General features: G+C 68.6%; 19 protein-coding genes and 1 riboswitch. Of the genes, 15 read left to right on the top strand and 4 right to left on the bottom strand.

Annotated features, from left to right (window positions below):
• Positions 1-22 precede the first annotated feature (22 nt).
• A complete protein-coding gene (locus ACGFNJ_RS41150) occupies positions 23-769 on the top strand; it encodes an LppM family (lipo)protein (RefSeq protein WP_393461675.1) in 747 nt (248 codons plus the stop codon).
• Positions 742-1,935, top strand: coding sequence for a glycosyltransferase (locus tag ACGFNJ_RS41145; RefSeq protein ID WP_393461544.1), 1,194 nt, complete (start codon positions 742-744; stop codon positions 1,933-1,935). Before ACGFNJ_RS41150 ends, ACGFNJ_RS41145 begins: the two co-directional genes overlap by 28 nt.
• A gap of 55 nt (positions 1,936-1,990) precedes the next feature.
• Here the strand turns inward: ACGFNJ_RS41145 and ACGFNJ_RS41140 are convergent, their stop codons facing one another.
• From ACGFNJ_RS41140 to ACGFNJ_RS41130, 3 genes are all read right to left on the bottom strand, one after another.
• A complete protein-coding gene (locus ACGFNJ_RS41140) occupies positions 1,991-2,590 on the bottom strand; it encodes a hypothetical protein (RefSeq protein ID WP_393461542.1) in 600 nt (199 codons plus the stop codon).
• Positions 2,591-3,042: 452 nt separating this feature from the next.
• On the bottom strand, positions 3,043-3,474 hold the full coding sequence (locus ACGFNJ_RS41135; protein WP_393461540.1) for a tautomerase family protein: 432 nt from the start codon (positions 3,472-3,474) through the stop codon (positions 3,043-3,045).
• Between the two features lie 25 nt (positions 3,475-3,499).
• A complete protein-coding gene (locus tag ACGFNJ_RS41130; protein ID WP_393461538.1) occupies positions 3,500-4,201 on the bottom strand; it encodes an SDR family oxidoreductase in 702 nt (233 codons plus the stop codon).
• A gap of 91 nt (positions 4,202-4,292) precedes the next feature.
• On the opposite strand from ACGFNJ_RS41130, the gene ACGFNJ_RS41125 reads away from it, so the two are divergent.
• The 13 genes from ACGFNJ_RS41125 to ACGFNJ_RS41065 all read left to right on the top strand — a co-directional run bounded on the left by ACGFNJ_RS41125 (position 4,293) and on the right by ACGFNJ_RS41065 (position 16,994).
• On the top strand, positions 4,293-4,766 hold the full coding sequence (locus ACGFNJ_RS41125; RefSeq protein WP_393461673.1) for a winged helix-turn-helix transcriptional regulator: 474 nt from the start codon (positions 4,293-4,295) through the stop codon (positions 4,764-4,766).
• Between the two features lie 148 nt (positions 4,767-4,914).
• A riboswitch (SAM riboswitch) is annotated at positions 4,915-5,008 on the top strand.
• A gap of 189 nt (positions 5,009-5,197) precedes the next feature.
• Positions 5,198-6,190 carry an amino acid ABC transporter permease gene (locus tag ACGFNJ_RS41120; RefSeq protein WP_393461536.1) on the top strand — a complete coding sequence of 331 codons (993 nt, stop codon included), beginning with the start codon at positions 5,198-5,200 and terminating at the stop codon, positions 6,188-6,190.
• A complete protein-coding gene (locus ACGFNJ_RS41115; RefSeq protein ID WP_393461534.1) occupies positions 6,187-6,954 on the top strand; it encodes an amino acid ABC transporter ATP-binding protein in 768 nt (255 codons plus the stop codon). The genes ACGFNJ_RS41120 and ACGFNJ_RS41115 overlap by 4 nt, the downstream gene beginning before the upstream one ends.
• Before the next feature lie 14 nt (positions 6,955-6,968).
• Positions 6,969-7,928, top strand: a complete 960-nt coding sequence (locus ACGFNJ_RS41110) for an ABC transporter substrate-binding protein (RefSeq protein WP_393461532.1) — start codon at positions 6,969-6,971, stop codon at positions 7,926-7,928.
• Positions 7,929-7,932: 4 nt separating this feature from the next.
• The gene (locus ACGFNJ_RS41105) at positions 7,933-8,457 is read left to right on the top strand and encodes a GNAT family N-acetyltransferase (protein WP_393461530.1); all 525 of its coding nucleotides are present in this window, start codon (positions 7,933-7,935) and stop codon (positions 8,455-8,457) included.
• On the top strand, positions 8,454-9,566 hold the full coding sequence (locus tag ACGFNJ_RS41100; protein WP_393461528.1) for an LLM class flavin-dependent oxidoreductase: 1,113 nt from the start codon (positions 8,454-8,456) through the stop codon (positions 9,564-9,566). The genes ACGFNJ_RS41105 and ACGFNJ_RS41100 overlap by 4 nt, the downstream gene beginning before the upstream one ends.
• Positions 9,563-11,182, top strand: a complete 1,620-nt coding sequence (locus tag ACGFNJ_RS41095; RefSeq protein WP_393461526.1) for an ABC transporter substrate-binding protein — start codon at positions 9,563-9,565, stop codon at positions 11,180-11,182. Before ACGFNJ_RS41100 ends, ACGFNJ_RS41095 begins: the two co-directional genes overlap by 4 nt.
• Before the next feature lie 2 nt (positions 11,183-11,184).
• Positions 11,185-12,192, top strand: coding sequence for an ABC transporter permease (locus tag ACGFNJ_RS41090; RefSeq protein WP_393461524.1), 1,008 nt, complete (start codon positions 11,185-11,187; stop codon positions 12,190-12,192).
• Between the two features lie 43 nt (positions 12,193-12,235).
• Complete coding sequence (locus ACGFNJ_RS41085; RefSeq protein ID WP_393461671.1) at positions 12,236-13,042, top strand: ABC transporter permease; 807 nt, start codon at positions 12,236-12,238, stop codon at positions 13,040-13,042.
• Between the two features lie 2 nt (positions 13,043-13,044).
• A complete protein-coding gene (locus ACGFNJ_RS41080; RefSeq protein ID WP_393461522.1) occupies positions 13,045-14,709 on the top strand; it encodes a dipeptide ABC transporter ATP-binding protein in 1,665 nt (554 codons plus the stop codon).
• Positions 14,709-14,963 carry a hypothetical protein gene (locus tag ACGFNJ_RS41075; RefSeq protein ID WP_393461520.1) on the top strand — a complete coding sequence of 85 codons (255 nt, stop codon included), beginning with the start codon at positions 14,709-14,711 and terminating at the stop codon, positions 14,961-14,963. The genes ACGFNJ_RS41080 and ACGFNJ_RS41075 overlap by 1 nt, the downstream gene beginning before the upstream one ends.
• 76 nt (positions 14,964-15,039) lie before the next feature.
• Positions 15,040-15,846 carry a DUF1684 domain-containing protein gene (locus ACGFNJ_RS41070; RefSeq protein ID WP_393461518.1) on the top strand — a complete coding sequence of 269 codons (807 nt, stop codon included), beginning with the start codon at positions 15,040-15,042 and terminating at the stop codon, positions 15,844-15,846.
• The gene (locus ACGFNJ_RS41065; RefSeq protein ID WP_393461516.1) at positions 15,843-16,994 is read left to right on the top strand and encodes an LLM class flavin-dependent oxidoreductase; all 1,152 of its coding nucleotides are present in this window, start codon (positions 15,843-15,845) and stop codon (positions 16,992-16,994) included. The genes ACGFNJ_RS41070 and ACGFNJ_RS41065 overlap by 4 nt, the downstream gene beginning before the upstream one ends.
• Here the strand turns inward: ACGFNJ_RS41065 and ACGFNJ_RS41060 are convergent.
• Positions 16,971-17,894 carry a hypothetical protein gene (locus ACGFNJ_RS41060; RefSeq protein WP_393461514.1) on the bottom strand — a complete coding sequence of 308 codons (924 nt, stop codon included), beginning with the start codon at positions 17,892-17,894 and terminating at the stop codon, positions 16,971-16,973. The genes ACGFNJ_RS41065 and ACGFNJ_RS41060 overlap by 24 nt on opposite strands.
• Between the last annotated feature and the right edge of the window lie 154 nt (positions 17,895-18,048).

Below are 18,048 nucleotides of genomic sequence, written 5' to 3'. Positions count from 1 at the left end.
GCAGCCGAGTCCCATCACCACGATGCCCGATGCCCCGGTCCTATCGCCGCCGCGGACACCCCGTCTCGGACGGCGGATCGCCGCGGCCGTTCTGCTGGCGGCGTTGCTGGTCCCCGTGCTCGCGGGCTGCCTGCGGGTGCAGGTGTCGATGGGTGTCTCGTCGAACGACCGGGTGTCCGGGCGGATCGTCGCCGCGGTCGTCCCCGCCGACCCCAAGGACAAGGGCCCGCAGCTGAAGGCGCCGGACTCGCTGGCCGCCAAGGTGCGGGTGGAGTCCTACACCCAGGACGGGTACGTGGGCAGCCAGGTCTTCTTCGAGGACATGTCGTTCGGCGAGGTCGCGCAGCTCGGTCAGCTGTCCGAGCAAACACAGGGCATGTTCTCGCTCCAGTTCCAGCGGGCGGGCGATCTGGTCAGCCTCAACGGCCGCGTCGACCTGAAATCCGTACCGCCGCACGGCTCCGACGTGCAGTTCACCGTCGCCTTCCCGGCCCGCGTCGCCAAGACCAACGGCAACCGCGAGGGCGACAACATCGTGTCGTGGAAGCTGCCGCCCGGCGACGTCTCCACGCTGCGCGCCGAGGTCAGCTACGCCGACCCCAACACCCGCTCCTTCGCGGGCTGGGCAGGCATCGTCGGCGGCATCACCCTCGCCGTCGCGGCCATCATCGCCGCCATGGCGTACATGGACCGCAATCCCCCGGCGCCGGGCGCACCCACCGGGCTCTCCTGGAGTCGTTGGTGGCGTTCGGTCAAGCAGAGTCGCTGAGCCCGTTCGTCGCGACGCGGATCGGCGCCGGCATCGCAGTGTCAGGTGCGGCCATCGCCTTGTACAACCGGATCACGGTGCGGCGGTTGACGAATCGGCCTGCCAGCGTGATCGAGCCGGTGACCGTGTGTGTGCCCGCGCGAGACGAGGCGACGCGGCTGCCATGGCTGATCACTGACCTGCGGGCGCAGCTCGGAGTCGCGCGGATGACGGTGCTCGTCCTCGATGACGGCTCGACCGACGACACCTTCGCCGCCGCCACCGCGGCGGCCGGTGCTGATCCCCGGATCACGGTGTTGCGCAACGACACCGAGCCCGCGCCGGGCTGGACCGGGAAGGCCGCCGCGTGTGCGCGGCTGGCCGAGGAAGTTTCGACGCCGTCGCTGGTTTTCCTGGATGCCGACGTGCGGCTGGCGCCGCAGGCGATCGCGGGTGCGGTCACCGCGTTGCGCAAGCAGCAGGTGGCGCTGGTGTCGCCGTGGCCGCGCCAGCGAGCCGAGTCCGTGGCCGAGGCGCTGGTGCAGCCGCTGCTGTGCTGGTCGTGGGCCGCGAGCCTGCCGATCTCCGTGGGCAATCGAAGCTTGCGGCCATCGACCGCGGTGGCCTGCGGCCAATTCCTGGTGTTCGACACCGCCGCCTATCGCGCCGTCGGCGGGCACGCCGCGGTCGCCGCCAGTGTCACCGAAGATCTCGATATTGCCCGAACCCTGCGCCGGGCCGGACAGCACACCGTTCTCGTCGCCGCCGGCAGCCTCGCGAATACCAGGATGTACACCGGCGCCGCCGAACTCGACGCGGGCTACACCCGCTGGCTCTGGTCCGCTTACGGCGGCACCCGCGTCGGTGGTGCGGCGGTGGGAATCTTTGCTGCCCTTGGCTATTGGCTGCCACCGCTGGCGGCTGTCCTTGGTCACGGTGCGGTCCGCCGCGCCGGTCTGCTCGGCTACGCCGCCGCAGTCATCGGCCGACTACTCGCCCGCTCGACCGAAACCGGTGGCCCGCTCGCAGGCGCCGATGTGATTGCGGCACTGGCTCACCCGTTCTCCGTCGCCGCCTACCTGCGGCTCTGGGTGCGTTCCCACCGGGCTCGGCGGCGCGGCGCACTGGAATGGAAGGGGCGAGTCGTCGATACCGCCGGTGTCGGCGCACGGCTTGCTTCGGACTGACTCGCTTGCCTACTCCGAGCCGCAGCCGTGTCGAGAACGCTGTCCAACCAAGGGCTTACGGAACGTCGATCACACCCACTGTCGGCAGGAAGAAACAGGGCACGCCACCGTTCTGCACCGCCCCGAAGACCGCGGCGAGTACGGTGCCCGATCCGGTCTCGACCGGCACCGCACGAATCCCGCCCATCGGCATGGCACCGAGGAAGAAGTCTTGAATCACCCGCTCGGCCATGGGCCGCAGCGCCGGTGGGACCTCGGCGGGCACCATCGTGCGGACCACGTCGGACAGCGTCCCCATCGGCACCAGGCCGTACTTGCTTGTGCTCGTGTTCATCCAGGCGACATACATGCCCGTGGTATTCGACCCCTCGGGTCCGAGCCCGTAAGGCAGAAAGCTGAACATGGTCTGCCCGGCCTTGACTGCCGTCAGGTCGAGTCCAGGAATCGGGACCGTCGTCTTGGGCCACGGCCCAGGAACCGCCCCGGCCACCGCGGGTGCGAGACCGAGTGTGCTGCCCGGCAAACAGAACGGCGCTGCCGTCGGATACAGAAACGGCTGCATCCCGAACGCCCGCAACGCATCGACCGCGGCCTCATAGACACCGAACAGATCCCCGGCCGCACCTCGTCCACCCTGTGACGCCCGATCTCCCACTCCGCCAGGTGAATTGGGCGCACCATTCCCAGGCGCCGCCGGCGCAACGCCAGCAGCCGGAGCAGGAACCACGCCGAAAGGTGGAGCAGGCACCGACCCGACCTGCGGAGCGGGCACCCCACCGCCCGATGGGCCAGGCTCCGCGCCGGCAGCGGGCGCGACAACCAGCAGCGCGAGCGCACTGACAGCGGACACTATGGTCAGACGGCGCAGCACGGCCACGGAGACCTCCTCGTCGACACAACCGATGACTGACGGTACTCCGGCAAACCCACTGAACTGCCCGTATCGACACTGGCAAGCTCCTGGCGTGTCGCAGTATCGTGGCGCGGGCGTTCCATCCGCCCACCGTGCACAGCGCAGGCGACGACCATCCGCATCCATCCGTGTGACAGGGATGCGCCGAGCGGACTACGCGCGCCACTGGTCGTCAGCGCATCCGCGTGGCATCGTCAGTAGGCGGACACCGAGTTCTGTTCAGCCCAGCGCTTTTCGGCGTCGGAACCGCCTGGCGGGGGCACGACACCATTGATCATCCAGAGGTCCTCGCTGGTCTCGTCGGCGTGGAACTCCCAGTGCAGGTCGGGATCTCGCTCGAGGAACGGGTGCACGATGGTTTTGATCCACTGGGCCGTTCGCCGACGGCTTTCCTGATCGGGGTTGCGGCGAGCGATGTGGTCGATGGCGATGCGGACCCCGGCCGGGGTCGGTTCGCCGCCGACGTAGAAGTTCTCGGGACGGACTTCATGAAACAGCGTCACCACATAGAACCTCGGCAGGCCGACCGATTCGTAGTGGTCGGCAATGCGCGCGGCGAGCTTGTGTTTGTCGGTGTCGGTGTCGGTGAAGATTCCAGGCGTGTGATGAATTGTCCACAGTGGCATGGCTTTCGGTGCTCCTCTGGTGATCTCAGCGGGCGGCGGCGAAGATCAGCTGCTCCACCGGCCCGGAGAGGGCCGCTTTGACATCGACGGTGACGGCATCGGCCAGCACTTCGGTGTGGCCCGCTTCGAGGCCGTCGAGGATTCGCGCGGCGATCTCGGCGGGCGTGGCCTTCGGTGCCTGGACTGCCGACACCATCTCGGTGTCGATGAATCCCGCGTGCACGCCGACGACCTGAGTGTGCTGCTGCGCCAACTCGATACGCAGCGAGTTCGTCACCGACCACGCGGCGGCCTTGGATGCCCCGTATGCGCCGCTGCCCGCCAGCCAGGACAGCACGGAGTGCATGTTCACCAGCGCACCGCCGCCGTTGGCGGCCAGGATCGGCGCGAAGGCCCGCGCCACGCGCAGCGGTCCGAAGACATTGACATCGAATGTCTCGGTGACCCTGTCGAAGTCGCCCGTCAGCAATGCACCCGGTAGCAGGGTTCCCGCGTTGTTGAACACGAGCTGGGCGTCGGAGGCGAGTTCCGCGAACGCGGCAACCGAGTCCGCCGAACGCACCTCGAGCGCGGCGGTGACCACCTCCGGCCTGCTGTCGAGGTACGCCGCGCGCGCGGTCGAATAGACCTTTCGGGCCCCACGCGCCAACAGTTCGTCGACCAGCGTCGCGCCGAGCCCACGCCGGCCCCCGGTTACCACAGCCACCTTGTCCTGCACCGCAACCATTGCACCCTCCATCTCAGTAACGATTACGTTAGTTAGATACAAGCACGGGATGCTGAATAACGCAACCGTTAGTTACAATGCTGGAGTGGTGATGGAGTTCGAAAAGCGGCTGCGCGATCGCGACGCGTGGTCAGCAAGCGACGGCTGCTCGGCGGAGCGGGTGCTGAGCCTGCTCAGCACCAAGACGGTGTTTCTCGCGATTCGAGAATGCTTCTATGGCACAACACGATTCGAAGATTTCGTGGCACGGATCGGCACGTCGGCGCCCGCTGCGTCACGAGCGCTCAAACAGCTCGAATCCGCCGGGATCGTCACCCGCGTGCCCTATCGGGAGCCCGGCAAACGGATCCACGACGAGTATCTACTGACCGAGTCCGGCGAGGATCTGCTGCCGGTCTTCCTGTCCCTGATGCAGTGGGGCGACAAATACCTGCAGGACGGCCGCCCGCCCCTGTCCTTCGTCGACCGCGATACCGGGCGCACTCTGAAAGTCAGGGTCACCGGCGAATCGGTACCGGAGCCGTCCTCCGACAACATCGTGATCCGGTTGAACCCCACGCGGTGACACCGCTTGTCAGCGACGAATTCTGCGGGACCGCGCGCCGTGCGACAAGGGCTAGGCTCACGGTGATTCGTTCCCTTGTCTAAGGGTTCGGCCGCTGGGCATGATAATTCCGCTCGACCCTGACATCCTGCGGTGTCCGGATCGGCGGCAACCATCCAGAGCGACCGAGAGACCTGGCTCGTCGACGTCGCAGCAACCCCCCGTACAGCGGGTGCGGGTGCTTCCGCCAGGACCGATGGAGGAACCGACATGGTCATCGAAGCTGTCCGCGGCATCCGGTGGGGACGCCGACATATCGATCAGTGCAAGGTGACGTCCGCGAGCTGTCGGGGCTGACCGCAGCCAGACAGTGCACCCGTCGCTGGCCGGGTGAGGTGACCGCGGCCCGATGAGGGGCGGTCACATTTCGTTCTTCCGAAGGACCTCCCGATATGAGTGCGTCCGTCGCACCCGATGCCGCCGCCGAGCTGGCACCGGACGAGCCCGCCCCACCGCCGCCGGTCACAGCGCCAGCTCCCACCGTGGCCAAACCCTGGCACCCGTGGCGCTGGGTGATCAGCGCCGTCGCGCTCGTCCTGCTCGCGCAGTTCATCCACGGCCTTGCCACCAACCCCGGCTGGGATTGGCCGACCTTCGCCCAGTACATCACCGCGAAATCGGTGCTGTCCGCGCTGCGGGTGACGCTGGAGCTCACCGCGTGGGGCACCGCGCTCGGCTTCCTGCTCGGCACCGCCCTTGCCATCGCCCGGCTCTCGAACAATCCGGTGCTGCGGGTGATCTCGTGGAGCTACATCTGGGCGTTCCGCTCGATCCCGCTGATCGTGCAGCTGCTGTTCTGGTTCAACATCGCCTACCTGTACCACACGCTGTCGATCGGGATCCCTTTCGGCCCAGCGTTTTTCACCTTCGAGGTGAACGGGGTGATCAGCGGGTTCACCGCGGCGGTGATCGGGCTCGCGCTGCACCAGGCCGCGTACTCGGCCGAGATCATCAGGGCGGGCATCATCTCCGTCGACGCGGGCCAGCTCGAAGCCGCTGCCGCGCTCGGTATTCCGCGGGTGCGCCAGTTTCGCACCATCGTGGTGCCGCAGGCGATGCGGTCGATCCTGCCGAACGCGACCAACGAGGTGATCAGCCTGTTCAAGGGCACCTCGATCGTGTCGGTGATGGCGATCGCCGAACTCTTCTACCAGGTCCAGGTGATCTACGGCCGCAACGGCCGGGTGGTGCCGCTGCTGATGGTCGCCACCGCCTGGTACATCGTGCTCACCACCGTGCTCTCGGTCGCGCAGTACTACATCGAGCGCCACTACGCCAAGGGCGCACAACGCACACCTCCGCCGTCGCCGCTGCAGCGCGGCTGGCAGAAGCTGCGTGAGATCGCCGAAACCGGTTCCGCCGCACCACGCGGAGCGACCCGATGACCGCCACCGCCGCCGTCGAGGTACGCGGCGTCCGCAAATCCTATGGCGCGCACGAGATTTTGCGCGGCATCGATCTGACCGTGCGGTCCGGCGAGGTAGTCACGGTGATCGGCCCGTCCGGCTCGGGCAAGTCCACCCTGCTGCGGGTGGTCAACCACCTGGAGACACTGGACGCAGGCACCGTGCACATCGACGGCGAGTTGATCGGCTATCGCCTGCGCCGCAACACCTTGCACGCCCTCCCCGACCGCGCGGTGCGCAAGCAACGCTCCCGCATCGGTTTCGTCTTCCAGCAGTTCAACCTGTTTCCGCATCTGACGGTGCTCGACAACGTCACGCTGGCGCCGCTGTCGGCGCAACGCCGCGATCGCAAGGAGGTCGAGGCCGAGGCGCGGGTGCTGCTGGCGCGGGTCGGCATCGGCGAGCTGGCCGACGCCTATCCGCGCACGCTGTCCGGCGGGCAGCAGCAGCGGGTGGCGATCGCCCGCGCACTTGCCTTGCAGCCGAGGGTGATCCTGTTCGACGAGCCGACTTCCGCCCTGGATCCCGAGCTGGTCGGCGAGGTGCTCGACGTGATCCGCGGCCTCGCGGACGGCGGCACCGCCCTGGTGATCGTCACCCACGAAATCGGCTTCGCCCGTGAGATCGCCGACACCGTGGTGTTTCTCGACGCGGGCGTCATCGTCGAGCAGGGCACGCCCCAAGCAGTCCTCGACAATCCGCGCCACCCGCGCACCCGCGCCTTCCTGTCCCGAGTCCGCTGATGAACAGGTACCCGATGAAGCTCTCTGCCCTGGCCACCGCCGCCGCGACCGCGGTCGTGCTGCTGGCCACCGGCTGCACCGACCCGGAGGCGGACACCGCGTCCCAGACCGCCGGTGCGATCACGTTCGACCTCTCCGCCGCCCAGACCGGCCGAGTCCGCGCCGCCAAGGTGGACAGCATCGCCGCCGAAGTGCCGCAGGCCATTCGAGAGCGCGGCACGCTGGTGGTGACCGGCGCCTCCGGCACCGCGCCGCCGCTGCGCTTCTACGCCAACGACGACAAGACCGTGGTCGGCTCCGAGGTCGATTTCGCCGCACTGGTCGCCGACATTCTCGGGCTGAAACTCGATGCGCAGGTGGCGGATTGGTCGCAGAACTTCGTGCGGATCGATTCCGGCGAAGTCGACGCGTTCATCTCCAACGTCACGGTGACCGAGGAGCGCAAGGAAAAGTACGACTTCGCCACCTACCGCAACGACACCGTCGCGTTGGAGGTGCCGAAGCAGAGCACCCTCGACTATCAGGGCCGTAAAAGCCTGGCCGGCAAGCGGATCGGCGTCGGCACCGGCACCAATCAGGAACAGCTCCTGGTGAAGTGGAACGAGCAGAACCGCACCGAGGGCCTGGCGCCGATCGACATCGCCTACTTCCAGCAGGTCAGCGACTATTACCTGGCGCTGGCCTCGCAGCGGCTCGATGGCTACATCGGGCCGAACCCGACCGCGATCTACCACTCCACCACCACGAATCAGACCAAGATCCTGGCCACCTTCTCCGGCGCGGGTGCGGAACTGCAGGGCGAGATCGCGGTGCTCACCAAGAAGAACAGCGGGCTGATCACCGCCGTCCAGCACGCGCTGGCCTACGCCATCGAGCACGGCACCTACCAGCAGGTGATCGCGCGGTGGGGTCTGCAGTCCGAACAGGTCACCGCGTCGCGGATCAATCCGCCCGGCCTACCGAAGAAGCGGTGAGCCGGTGACCCAACAGCTTTCGCGACCGGAGCTGCGGGTGCACCGCGTTGCCCAGAGCGATCCGCTCGCCGCTCCCCTGCTCGCCGAACTCGCGGTCGAATACAGCAGCCGCTACGGCGGCACCGCAGGACAGATGCACGCATCACTGACCGAGTACCCGGCGGCGGCGTTCGCGCCACCACACGGTGCGCTCCTGGTCGTCACCAGGGCAGGAGAAGCGGTGGCAGGCGGTGCCTTTCAGCGCTACGACACGGAAACCGCCGAGCTGAAACGCATCTGGACGTCGCGGGAACATCGCAGGCAAGGCCTCGGCCGCTACGTGCTCCAGCAGCTGGAGGCCGAGATCGTGCAGCGCGGCTACCGGCGCATCTACCTCACCACCGGGCCGCGCCAGCCCGAGGCCGTCGCGCTGTATCTCGCGGCGGGCTACACCGCGCTCTACGACCCGGCCGTGCCCGCCGACGAGATCGGCCCGCACCCGTTCGAGAAGCACCTGTCCCGTACCGACGATCTGGGGGCGATCGCATGAAGTTCCTGCTCTTCACCCTGGTTACCCGCGTGCCGGATCCGACGACGGGACGCCTCCCCGGCACCAGGGAACGGCTGCGCACTGTCGTCGACCAGGCCAAGCTGGCCGAGGATCTCGGCTACGACGGCTTCGCGGTCGGCGAGCGGCACGAGGATCCGTTCCTGTCCGCCGCACCGCCGGTGATCCTCAGCCATCTCGCCGCGGTCACCTCGCGTATCACGCTGTTCACCGCGGTCACCACGCTCAGCCTGTTGGACCCGGTGCGCGCGTTCGAGGACTACTCGACGCTGGACAACCTGTCCGGCGGCAGGCTGGAGCTGATCATCGGCAAGGGCAACGGCGCGGCGCAGGCCGAGCTGTTCCACGTCACCACCGACGACCAGTGGGACCGCAATCGCGAAGGCTACGAGCTGTTTCGGGCGCTCTGGGCCAGCGACAGCGTGACCTGGTCCGGCCGGTTCCGGCCGGAACTGCAGGCGGCGAAGGCGCTGCCGCGGCCGTGGCAGCCGAAGATCCGGATCTGGCACGGCAGCGCGACGAGCAGAGACTCGGTGGAACTTGCCGCCCGCAACGGTGATCCACTGTTCTCCGCGAACGTCACCAACCCGATCGAGCCGTATGCCGAACTGGTGCGCCACTATCGGGAGCGCTGGGAGTTCTACGGCCACCGGCCCGAGGACGCGTTGGTCGGGGCAGGCACGGCCGGATTCCATGTGGCCCGCACCTCTCAGCAGGCGCTCGACACCTACCGTCCGATCTTCGAGGCGCGACTCGCGTTGGCGCACAAGCTCGGGCTGCCGATCGTGTTCGAGACCCTCGACGATTTCGTTGCCCGCAGCTCGGCCCTGGTCGGCAGTCCCGAGCAGGTGCTCGACAAGGTCGGCAGGCAGCACGAGCAGTTCGGCCACGAGGTGATCCACCTGTCCGCCGAGCGCGACGGCCGCCCCGAGATCGACTACCTGGACAGTCTCGCGCTGTTCCAGACCGCGGTGGCGCCGGAGTTGCGCCGCCGTATTCCAAGCCGCCCCTTGGCCACCGGCGCCGATGCCGCCGAGCTCGACCCGCGCGACGACCTCGTCCGCACCGAAATCTCTGGAGTAGCACCGTGATCCGAACCAGCCACCGAATCCTCGCGCTGGCAGGCGCACTGGCCGCCATCGGCGCCGTCGCCGCCTGCGGCACCGATTCGGCCGCTCCCGGCGGTGACGCCGGGCCGCCGAAGCCGGGCGGCACCTTGCGCTACGGGCTGTCCCAGGCGCCGACCTGCTCGGATCCCGCGCAGTCCGGCACCAATCAGACGCTGTACGTCTCCCGGCAGATCGTGGATTCGCTGACCGACCAGGACCCGAAGACCGGCGAGCTGAAGCCGTGGCTCGCGCAGAGCTGGGAAGTGACGCCCGACGCGAAGGTGTTCACGTTCAAGCTGACCGACGGCGTCACCTTCAGTGACGGCACGCCGCTCACCGCGGATTCGGTGCGCAAAACCTTCGATTCGATCGTCAAGCTCGGTTCGGCGAAATCCCCACTCGGCGCCAGTTATCTCACCAACTACGTCGGCACCACCGCGGTGGACCGGTTGACCGCGCGGGTGGAGTTCACCAAGCCCAACGCGCAATTCCTGCAGGCGTCCTCGACGACGCAGCTGGGCATCCTCGCCGACGCCACCACCGCCAAGCCCGCCGAACAGCGCTGCCTCGGCGACAACATCGGCAGCGGCCCGTTCACCTACGCGAGCTACCGCCAGGACGCCTCGGTAACGCTGGCGAAACGCGCTGGCTACCAGTGGGGTTCGGCGGTGTTCGGGCATCGCGGCGAGGCATACCTCGACAAGATCGAGTTCACCGTTGTGCCCGAATCCGGCGTGCGCACCGGCAGTGTGGCCTCGGGACAACTCGACGCGATCAGCGACGCGCTGCCGCAGGACGCACCGCAGATCGAGGCGGCAGGCGGCCGGGTGCTCAGCACCGCCAATCCCGGTGTGCCGTTCGGCTTCCAGCCGAACGTGACCCGAGGACCGTTGCGCGATCCTGCCGTTCGCCAGGCCCTGTTGCCTGCGATCGATCGGAAGCAGCTGGTCGACACCGTGCTCGGGCCACAGTTCAAGCCCGCGACCAGCACGCTGGCCAGCAGCACGCCCGGCTACCAGGATCTTTCGGCACAGCTGGCCTACGAGCCTGCGAAGGCGCGCACCATCCTGGATCAGGCGGGCTGGGTGCCGGGTGGCGACGGCATCAGGGTGAAGAACGGTGAGCGCCTGTCCTTCTCGGTGCTCTTCAGCCAGGTGTTCGCGGGCAATCAGGCGATCATCGAGTTGGTGCAGCAGCAGCTGCGCCAGGTCGGTATCGAACTGAAGCTGGATCTGGTGTCGAATGCGGAGTCCACCGCGCGGCAGAACGCCAAGGACTTCGAGAGCACCTACTACAACACCACCCGCGCGGACGGTGACATCCTGCGCACCTCGTTCGGCCTCGACGGCCGCAATCTCAATGCGCGCGACCGCATCCCGGCCCTCGACGATGCACTCGACGGTCAGCTGGGCACCGTCGACAACGGCGCACGCACCGGCCTGGTCCGCACCGCGCAACAGCAGGTGCTCACGGCCGGACTGTGGATTCCGACGGTCGAGCTGTCCCAGGCGATCGGCGCGAGCGCCACCGCACAGGACCTGAGGTTCGAAGCCTCGGCCCGGCTGCAGTTCTTCGACGCCTGGCTGAGCGGGCGGTGACGATGGCACGCTATCTGGCTCTGCGGGTCCTGCAGGCGATCTGGGTGCTGTGGGCCGCGTTCACCCTCTCGTTCGTCGTGCTCTATCTGCTGCCCGCCGACCCGATCTCCATCGCGGCCGACGGCGGCGGTGCGGGCACCCCGGTGGACAAGGCCGCGATCGCCGAGTTGCAGGCACGCTACGGGCTGGATCGGCCACTGTGGGAGCAGTATTGGACCGCGCTCTGGCATGCGGTGCGCGGCGACCTCGGGCATTCCATCGGCACGGGACAGCCGGTGACGAGCGCGCTCGGCGACGCATTGCCGTCGACGCTCGCATTGACCGGGCTCGCCCTGGTTTTCGCGACCGTCGGCGGCGTCGCGGTGGCCTTCGCCGCGACCTACACCCGGCGCCCGTGGCTGCGCACCGCATTGGCGGCGCTCCCCTCGCTCGGGGTCTCGGTACCGACCTTCTGGACGGGATTGCTGCTGCTGCAGCTGTTCTCGTTCCAGTGGCGGCTCGTCCCCGCCTTCGGCGGACACGGCTTCGCGGCCACGGTGCTGCCCGCGGTGACGCTGGCGTTGCCGATCGGTGCGGTGATCGCCCAGGTGCTCACGGCCGGGCTCGCGGCCACCTGGCGGCAGCCGTTCGTCGATGTGGCACTGGCCAAGGGCGGTTCACGCTGGTGGGTGCAGCGCAAACACGTGCTGCGTCCGGCAAGCGTGCCGACCTTCACCATCGCCGGCGTGCTCGTCGGCAACATGCTGGCCGGATCCGTCGTGGTCGAGACCGTTTTCGCCAGGCAGGGCGTCGGGCGGCTCACCCAGAGCGCCGTACTGGCACAAGACATTCCGGTGGTGCAGGGCGTCGTCCTGCTCACCTCCACCGTGTTCGTCACGGTGAATCTCGCGGTGGATCTGCTGTATCCACTGCTCGATCCGCGCATCGCCGCGCGTGCCCGCCGCACCCTCGCGGCCGAGGCGACGCCCGAGCCGAGCGGGACAGTCGAAGGGGTGGCAGTTCGTGGTTGACGTCATCGAGGAGCGGCGGCCGATCTCGCTGCGCGCGCCAACGCTGCGAGGGAAGTGGTTGCGCAGCAACGCGATCCTCGTCCTGTCCGGATTGATCTCGGCATTGGCGGTCGGGTGGGCGCTGTTTCCCTCGGTATTCGCCAGCGGTGACCCGTTGACCGGGGTGCCTGCGGAGAAGTTCCGCAGTCCCGACGCGCAGCACTGGTTCGGCACCGACAACCTCGGGCGCGACCTCTACACCAGGATGGTGCACGGCGCCGGGCTCTCGCTCACCGCGACGCTCGCCGCAGTCGGGATCGCCCTGGTGGCCGGGTCGCTCCTCGGCTTGGTCTCCGGCGCGGCCGGTGGGTTCGTCGACTCCGTCGTCATGCGTGTCGTCGACGTGCTGCTGTCCATCCCGGCACTGCTGCTGTCGCTGGCGCTGGTCACCGCGCTGGGCTTCGGCACCCGCAATGTGGCTGTCGCGGTGGGCGTTTCGCTGATCGCCAACTTCGCCAGGGTCATGCGGTCGGAGGTGCTGCGGGTGCGGAACGCGGCGTATGTCGAGGCCGCCCATGCGGCGGGCGCCCGATGGTACACGGCGCTGCTGCGGCATGTGCTGCCCAACTCCTATCAGCCGGTGCTCGCGCTGGCCGCGGTCGAGTTCGGCATGGCCGTGCTCTCGATCTCGGCGCTGAGCTTCCTCGGTTACGGCGCGAAACCACCCACCCCGGAATGGGGTTCGCTCATCTCCGAGGGTCGCAACTATCTCGCCACCGCGTGGTGGCTGACCACGCTGCCAGGGCTGGTCATCGTCGCGGTTGTCTTGGCCGCTCAGCGCCTAGGGCGCGCCGTAGGAAGGAACGAATAACCATGACCATCACTTCGCCGTTAGCACCACCAACGCAAACCCGAACGCGCACCGCCGATCCGCTGCTGCAGGTCGACGATCTCCGGGTCCGCTACCAGGCGGACTCGGGTGCGGTCAGCGCACTGGCCGGGGTTTCGTTGCAGGTGTGCCGCGGCGAAGTAGTGGCACTGGTCGGCGAATCCGGTTCCGGCAAGTCCACCCTCGCGCAGTCGGTGATCGGGCTGCTCGGCGCCAACGCCGAAATAACCGGGGGCACTATCGCGTTCGACGGAAAGGTGATCGACACCAGGTCCGCGCGGGCATTGCAGCGGCTGCGCGGCGCGCGGATCGGTTTCGTGCCACAGGATCCCGGTCTGTCGCTGAATCCGGTCCAGCGCGTCGGCGAGCAGGTGGCCGAGGCGCTGGTGGTGCACCGGCTGGCCGACCGCAAGTCCGCGCGCGGACGCGCGGTCGAGTTGCTCGCCGAAGCGGGCCTGGATCGGCCGGAGCTGCGCGAAGTGCAGTACCCGCACGAACTTTCCGGCGGTCAACGCCAGCGGGTGCTCATCGCCTCCGCGCTGGCCTGTGAGCCGGACCTGGTGATCGCGGACGAGCCGACCAGCGCACTGGACGCCACGGTGGCCCGCCGCGTGCTCGATCAGCTGGCGAGCCAGATCGCGGCCAAGGGCACCGCGGTGCTGTTGATCACCCACGATCTCGCGGTGGCCGCCGAGCGCGCGGATCGGATCATCGTGCTGCACGGCGGCGAGATCGTCGAAAGCGGGCCGACCGCAACGGTGTTGGCCGAGCCGCGGCATCCGTACACGAAGCGGCTGCTCGCGGCCTCACCGAGCCTGGCGCCCGTCGGTGTCTATCGGACGCCCAAGCCACGCGACGGCGCGACGCCGTTGCTCGCCGTGCGCGAGGTGCGCAAGCGATTCCGCGCGCAGGCGGGCGGGTCGGTCACCGCGGTCGCCGGTGTCGACTTCGAGCTCCGGCGCGGCGAAACCCTGTCGCTGGTCGGCGAATCCGGATCGGGCAAGTCGACGACGGCGCGCATCGCGTTGCGGCTCACCGACCCCGACAGCGGGCGGGTCGCCTTCGACGGACAGGAGCTGACCCGGCTGCGCGGCGCACGACTCCGGCTGCTGCGCAAGCGGTTCCAAGTGGTCTACCAGAACCCGTACGCGTCGCTCGACCCGCGCTGGCGCGTCGGCGCCATCATCGAGGAGCCGCTGCGCGCCTACGGCGTCGGCGACCGCGCGGCCAGGCAGACGCGGGTCGCCGAGCTGCTCGAGCAGGTGGCGCTGCCCGCCGACTTCGCGCAGCGCCGCCCCGCCGAACTGTCGGGCGGACAACGCCAGCGCGTGGCGATCGCCCGTGCCCTCGCGTTGCATCCCGACTTGCTGGTGCTCGACGAGCCCGTCTCCGCGCTCGACGCCTCGGTCCAGGCACAGATCTTGGAGCTGCTCGACCGGCTGCAGTCCGAGCTGGCGCTGAGCTACCTGTTCATCTCGCACGACCTGGCGGTGGTCCGCAGGATCAGCGATCACGTGGCCGTCATGCGGCACGGCCGTATCGTCGAATCCGGGACCACCGCACAGATTTTCGACAATCCGCAGCACGAATACACCCGCGAGCTGCTCTCGGCCATCCCCCGGCCCGCCGTGGCGAAAGGACTCCCCTGATGTCGGATTCGACCTACCGCCACAGCCGGATACTCGTCCGCACGGAACGGCCCGTCTGCTGCCGGAGCAGGCCGGACGCGGCGCCGTCGCTGCCTGCCCGCGCGAAGCGATGGTGGCGAACCCACCTGACCGGGCCGGGGACGGATCGCGGCGCCGAGTTGTGGCAGCACGCACTGTTCTTCGCACCCGACGCCGCGGGAACGGGTCTGCACCCGGCGGCACGGCAGTGCCTCGATTGGCGGGAGACCCATTGATGACCGACCTCACCACCCGGCGCGACCAGCTCGGTCCGCGTCAGCACCGCACCGTCCACGAAGGAGCACGAGCGTCATGACGACAAGCATCAGCACCGTTTTCGAAACCGAGTGGGCACGCTGGCATCACGCGCGGGAAGACCAGTTGCGTGATCCGCTCGGCTTCCTCAGCCTGACCGGATTGCATTGGCTCACCGACCAACCCGAGCGGCTGCCGGAGGTGCCAGGCACCTGGTGGGTCACCGACAACAAAGTGTTCATCACCGCGCAGCCCGCCGACCGCCTGGAATTCGACGGCAACCGCATCGCGGGCGTGCAGATCCTCACGCCCGCCGAGGGCGCGCCGGGATTGTCGGTGCTGCACGAACATCGGGTGCTCGAGGTGATCCGGCGCACCGGCAAGTACGCGGTGCGCGTGCACGATCCGGCCGCGCCGACGCTGGTGAGTTTCGACGGCATTCCGGCCTATGCGGCCGACCCGCGCTGGGTGGTGCAGGGCCGGTTCACCCCGTTCGACGAGTCGACGACGGTGACCACCGGTGCCGTGATCGACGGGCTCGAGCACCACCACACCGCCTCGGGCACCATCGAATTCGCCATCGGCGAGGCCACCGAGCGGGTGATCGCGTTCGGCGATCCCACCGATCTGCGCCTGCTGTTCACCGACGCGACCAGCGGCATCACCACCTATCCCGCGGCGCGCTCGCTCGTGGTCGGCGCGCCCGACGCGAACGGCCTCGTGCGGCTCGACTTCAATCGCGCGGCCAACCTGCCGTGCGCCTTCACCGATTTCGCGACCTGCCCGCTGGCACCCGCGGAGAACCGGCTGCGGGTGGCCATCGAAGCAGGCGAACAGCATCCACGGCTAGGGAGGACCGCGTGACCGTCCCGCTCTCCATTCTCGACCTGTCCCCGGTCAGCGCAGGCTCGACCGCGCAGCAGGCGCTGCGCAACACCATCGACCTCGCGCAGCACGCCGAACAGTGGGGCTACCACCGCTATTGGCTCGCCGAACACCACTTCGTCTCGGTGGCCAGCTCCGCATCGATCACCCTCATCGGCTTGGTTGCCGCCGCCACCTCCCGCATCCGGGTCGGCTCGGCGGCCGTCCAGGTCGGCCATCACACCTCGGCGTCGATCGTCGAAGCCTTCGGCACCATCGACGCGCTCTACCCCGGCCGACTGGATCTCGGCCTCGGTCGCTCCGGCCACCGCCGCAGCCAATACGGCTCGGAGCCAGCACATGCCAAGGGCAGCCATCCCAAGATCGACACCGCGACCGGCCGCACCGAAATCCGGGACGGTGTCGTCGTTCCGCCGCCGTTCGATCCGGGCCGGATCGCCGACCGCTCGAAATTCCTCGCCTCGATCAGCGCCCTGCAGCAGCGCGGCGCGGAACCACTGGACTTCGCCGAGCAGATCGACGAGATCCGCGCGCTACTCGACGGCACCTTCGCCAGTCCGGAAGGCATTGCGCTGCATGCCGTTCCCGGCGAGGGCGCGCAGGTCGAGCTGTGGTTGTTCGGCAGCTCCGGTGGCGAAAGTGCCGAACTCGCCGGCCGACTCGGGCTTCCGTTCGCCGCGGCCTACCACGTGGCCCCCGGCACCGCGCTGGACGCGGTCGAGGCCTATCGCGCGGCGTTCCGCCCCTCTCCCCAGCTGTCCGCACCCTATGTCGTGGTCTCCGCCGACGTGGTGGTCGCCGCCGACGACGCGACCGCCCGCCAGCACGCCGCCACCTACGGCCACTGGGTGCACAGCATCCGCAGCGGGGCCGGCGCGGCCGACTATCTCGACCCGGACACCGCCACCCCGCTCACCCCCGAACAGCACCGCCTGGTCGACGACCGCCTGGCCACCCAATTCGTAGGCGCGCCAAGCACTGTCGTCGAGCGGCTGGCCGCTCTCCAACACCTCACGGGCGCCGACGAGCTCCTCGTGACCAGCGTCACGCACCGGCACGCCGACCGGCTGGAGTCGCATCGACTCCTCGCCGACGCCTGGGGGTTACGCGCAGCCCGCGCCGCGTGAGTTTTCGATCGGCAGCGCAGGCCCCTCGTACAGGAGGGCGTCTGCGCTGTCGTACACGCGGACGGTGAAGTCGCGCAGCTGTTCGTAGACCTCCGTCTCGACGGCGATCATCGCCGCCAATTCGGCGTCGTTCGATGCCGTCGCGGCAGCGCGCAGTGCGGTCAGTCGCGGCTGGCTCGGCAGTTCGAGTGGCAGGTCCACCGCGAACGTCCGTGCCACCACCGTGGCCGGAATCACTGTCCCGTCCCTGGTTATCACGTCCAGCCTGGCGGCTTGCGGAGCGAGCGAGCCGAGCAGGCCCGGCGAGATCCGCCGAATGGTGTAGGGCCGCATGCTGAAGTCGCGACGGCTGCCTGCCCGGATGATCTCCCTGACCTGAGCGCGTTGCCCGGGCCTGAAGTCGAACACCGCTTCGTCGCCCGACTCGGCGTAGACCATCAGCGCACCCTCTGGCGTGCCGGTGCCGGTGCGCGCGCCGACGTGCCAGCCCGCGTAGGTCACCGACTGCGTTGACAGTCCATAGATTTCGGCGGTCCGATAGGCCCTGGCCAAGGTGTCGAGTTCCGCGCGTTCGCGCAGGCTCTTGAGCCCGGCCATCCGCCGCTCGTCCACGCGGTCCTGCGCGGCGATGTACGCGCGGTCGACCGCGGCCTTGAGCTCCTCGAGCATCTTCCAGTCTTCGCGGTCCTCGGCGGCCCGATAGGCATCCGAGTAGCTCGATTCGAAAGCCTCGATGCTTTGCGTGTCACCCTCGAAGTCGGCGGCCCAATGGGCGCGCCTGGACAAGGGTTTCGGCCGTTCGGCCGTTTGTTCCTCGGTTGCACAGCATGTCCAGGCGGGCTCGTCGTGCTGGCGCACGACATAGAAGTCCCGCCGGACGGCGTCCATCGACCCCGTCACGTGTGTGTCTTCCTGGTCATCGGCGGTCCGGCAACCTCTGGCCAAAGCCAGGTATCCCGCCGCCATGTGCTGGTCGTGCCGTCTGAACGATCGTTTGGCTGGTGGGGTCACTGCGCCGTGCCCTCCCCTTCTCTTACACATCCCGCAACACAGG

Source organism: Nocardia sp. NPDC049149, assembly GCF_043197455.1.
In the GTDB taxonomy this organism is placed as follows: Bacteria; Actinomycetota; Actinomycetes; order Mycobacteriales; family Mycobacteriaceae; genus Nocardia.
The sequence above is the reverse complement of the archived record's forward strand: the minus strand, read 5'-3'. Positions and strand labels throughout refer to the sequence as shown.